Annotated in this window: 3 protein-coding genes and 1 pseudogene; all 4 read left to right on the top strand. The window is 38.7% G+C overall.

Features of this window, described 5'->3' with window-relative positions:
* The first annotated feature begins 300 nt into the window (after positions 1–300).
* The 4 genes and pseudogenes from mobT (at position 301) to LJE11_RS18745 (ending at position 2,606) form a co-directional block, all read left to right on the top strand.
* Positions 301–1,497, top strand: coding sequence for a MobT family relaxase (gene mobT, locus LJE11_RS18765; RefSeq protein ID WP_118760197.1), 1,197 nt, complete (start codon positions 301–303; stop codon positions 1,495–1,497).
* Between the two features lie 33 nt (positions 1,498–1,530).
* Positions 1,531–1,644, top strand: a pseudogene (locus LJE11_RS18755) (DUF3789 domain-containing protein); the annotation flags it as partial.
* The gene (locus tag LJE11_RS18750; RefSeq protein WP_003060793.1) at positions 1,645–1,866 is read left to right on the top strand and encodes a hypothetical protein; all 222 of its coding nucleotides are present in this window, start codon (positions 1,645–1,647) and stop codon (positions 1,864–1,866) included. It abuts the pseudogene before it with no gap.
* Between the two features lie 143 nt (positions 1,867–2,009).
* Entirely contained in the window at positions 2,010–2,606 is a 597-nt protein-coding gene (locus LJE11_RS18745; protein WP_006857107.1) for a VanZ family protein, read from the top strand.
* The last annotated feature ends 6 nt before the right edge of the window (positions 2,607–2,612 follow it).

Genomic DNA, 2,612 nt, shown 5'->3' with positions numbered 1-2,612 from the left:
TTTTACACGCCTTTAGTCCCGAAAGGACATGATTTTTTGCAGACTATCGGCTCTCTTGCACAAGCAAGGCAGGACGGGACGGCGACGTGCGAAGCGAAAGGCGACGGCACGGACTAGCCGTTGCTGGTGTGGCGTAAGCCACGCCAGCAGGTAAAACCCCTCGGTATCTAACAGAGGGGTACGTTTGCAAATAGACAATAGACAAAAAGCATAGGAAACATAAGGCTTCTGACATGGTTTCCTAACAAAAATCGGCTGTGAAGTCGCCTTAAAAAACTTCACACTTTATAGATTGGGGGTATGGTTCTGAATGAAGAACAATGGATAAAAGAATTACGGGAGAAGCGGGTTGCTTACGGTATCTCACAAGGCAGGCTGGCGGTGGCTTCTGGTATCACAAGAGAATATCTCAATAAGATAGAAAGCGGAAAAATGAAGCCGTCAAAGGAGCTTCTGGAAACTCTGCATAAAGAACTGGCAAGGTTCAATCCAGAAGCACCGCTTACCATGCTGTTTGATTATGTGAAAATTCGTTTTCCCACGCTGGATATACAGCACATTATCAAAGATATATTAAAACTGAATATCAATTATATGCTCCATGAAGATTACGGACATTACAGCTATACGGAGCATTATTCTCTTGGGGACATCTTTATCTATACGTCGGCTGACGAAGAAAAAGGTGTCCTTTTAGAGTTAAAAGGGCGTGGTTGCCGACAGTTTGAAAGTTACCTGCTGGCACAGCAAAGAAGCTGGTATGACTTTCTCATGGACGCACTCGTAGACGGTGGCGTGATGAAGCGTATCGACCTTGCTATCAACGACCATACGGGCATTTTGGATATACCAGAGCTTGCGGAGAAATGCAGGAAACGGGAATATATCGGAAAGTCCAGAAGTTATAAGTTTTACCAGTCGGGCGAGCTTATCAAGCACAGAGAGGACGACAGAGAATATATGGGACGTACCCTTTATCTTGGTTCTCTGAAATCAGATGTGTATTTCTGTATCTATGAAAAGGACTATGAGCAGTACGTCAAGTTAGGGACACCGCTTGAAGAAGCCGACATTATCAATCGTTTTGAGATACGGCTTAGAAATGAACGTGCCTATTATGCAGTACGAGATTTGCTGACATATTATGACGCAGAGCAGACTGCCTTTTCTATCATCAACCAGTATGTGAGGTTTGTTGATGAAGAACCAGACAAGCGAAAAAATGACTGGAAACTCAATGACCGCTGGGCTTGGTTTATCGGCGATAACAGACAGAGCTTGAAGCTGACGACAAAGCCAGAGCCTTACACCTTAGACCGTACATTGCGGTGGGTACAACGGCAGGTAGCACCGACCTTGAAAATGCTGAAAAAGATTGATAAAGGAAACGGTACAGACTACATGGAAACAATCGAACAGCAGGCAAAGCTCACAGAAAAGCATGAAATGATAATCAAACAGCAGACGACCCCTGCAAAAGATTTGGTGGAAAGTTAGGAGTGATAAAAAATGTGGGTATTATTAAAAGACTTCCTGCTGGTATCTATGGGAATGGGTATCGGCGTAGTCTTGATGTGTATTTTGAATGTCGGCAAAGAAGCTGACTATGAAATGAAACAATTAAAAGAAAGCGAGGACAATTAAATGAATTTCGGACAAAATTTGTATCAATGGTTTTTATCAAATGCACAGAGCTTGGTGCTTATGTCGATCGTGGTTATCGGTATCTACTTAGGTTTCAAGCGTGAGTTTTCCAAACTTATCGGCTTCTTGGTAGTTGCCTTAATTGCTGTCGGCTTGGTATTCAATGCTGGCGGTGTGAAAGATGTACTGTTAGAGCTGTTCAATAAGATTATCGGTGCATAAAATATTGAAATTATCTTTAATTGCAGAGCAAAAAATGATATGATAACATAAAATCTTTCATAAAAACAAAATACATTCTTTCGTGCTTTTTAAGATTTTTACTGTATCATTTTATTTAAAATTACTGTGAAAGGACGATTACTATGTTATCTACAATTTATGCTTTGCTATGTATTATAGTTCCTTGTTCCTTATACCAGCTTATCATTTGCAAGCGTCAAAACAAAAAACAAGAAAACAAAGCAATTCATTTTGTATGGGTATATATTTTTCTGTTATATATCTACTTGACGTTCTCTGTTGCAGGTATAGGTAGTATTTGGGATATTGGACATTATGATACGATTATAAGATTAGAGGAAATCAATTTATTACCGTTTCAGTCTGAGGGGATAATGACTTATGTTTTAAATATTATAATGTTTTTACCTCTGGGCTTTTTAATTCCTTTAATTTGGAAACGATACAGAAATCCTTTGAAAATTTTTATGATAGGCTTCGGTTTTTCATTATCCATTGAACTTTGCCAGTTATTCAATCGGAGAAATACAGATATTGATGATTTAATGATGAATACGCTAGGGGCAGTTATTGGATATTTTATTTGGAAATTGACAAAAAGGTTATTTAAAAATATTAACCATAAATCTATTTCTCTTTCTAAACTAGAACCTATTGTATATTTAACTCTTGCAGTTTTAGGAGAATTTCTATTATTCAACTGGAGAATTTTTCTCTAGTGCTAA

This window comes from Blautia sp. DFI.1.216, from assembly GCF_020594215.1.
GTDB classification, from domain to species: domain Bacteria; phylum Bacillota; class Clostridia; order Lachnospirales; family Lachnospiraceae; genus Blautia_A; species Blautia_A wexlerae.
This window is presented reverse-complemented; position numbering and strand designations above follow the sequence as displayed.

What these genes read in the sequence shown, in the direction of transcription:
- mobT (WP_118760197.1), top strand. Translation starts at nt 301, where the DNA reads ATGGTTCTGAATGAAGAACAATGGATAAAAGAATTACGGGAGAAGCGG.
- LJE11_RS18750 (WP_003060793.1), top strand. Translation starts at nt 1,645, where the DNA reads ATGAATTTCGGACAAAATTTGTATCAATGGTTTTTATCAAATGCACAG.
- LJE11_RS18745 (WP_006857107.1), top strand. Translation starts at nt 2,010, where the DNA reads ATGTTATCTACAATTTATGCTTTGCTATGTATTATAGTTCCTTGTTCC.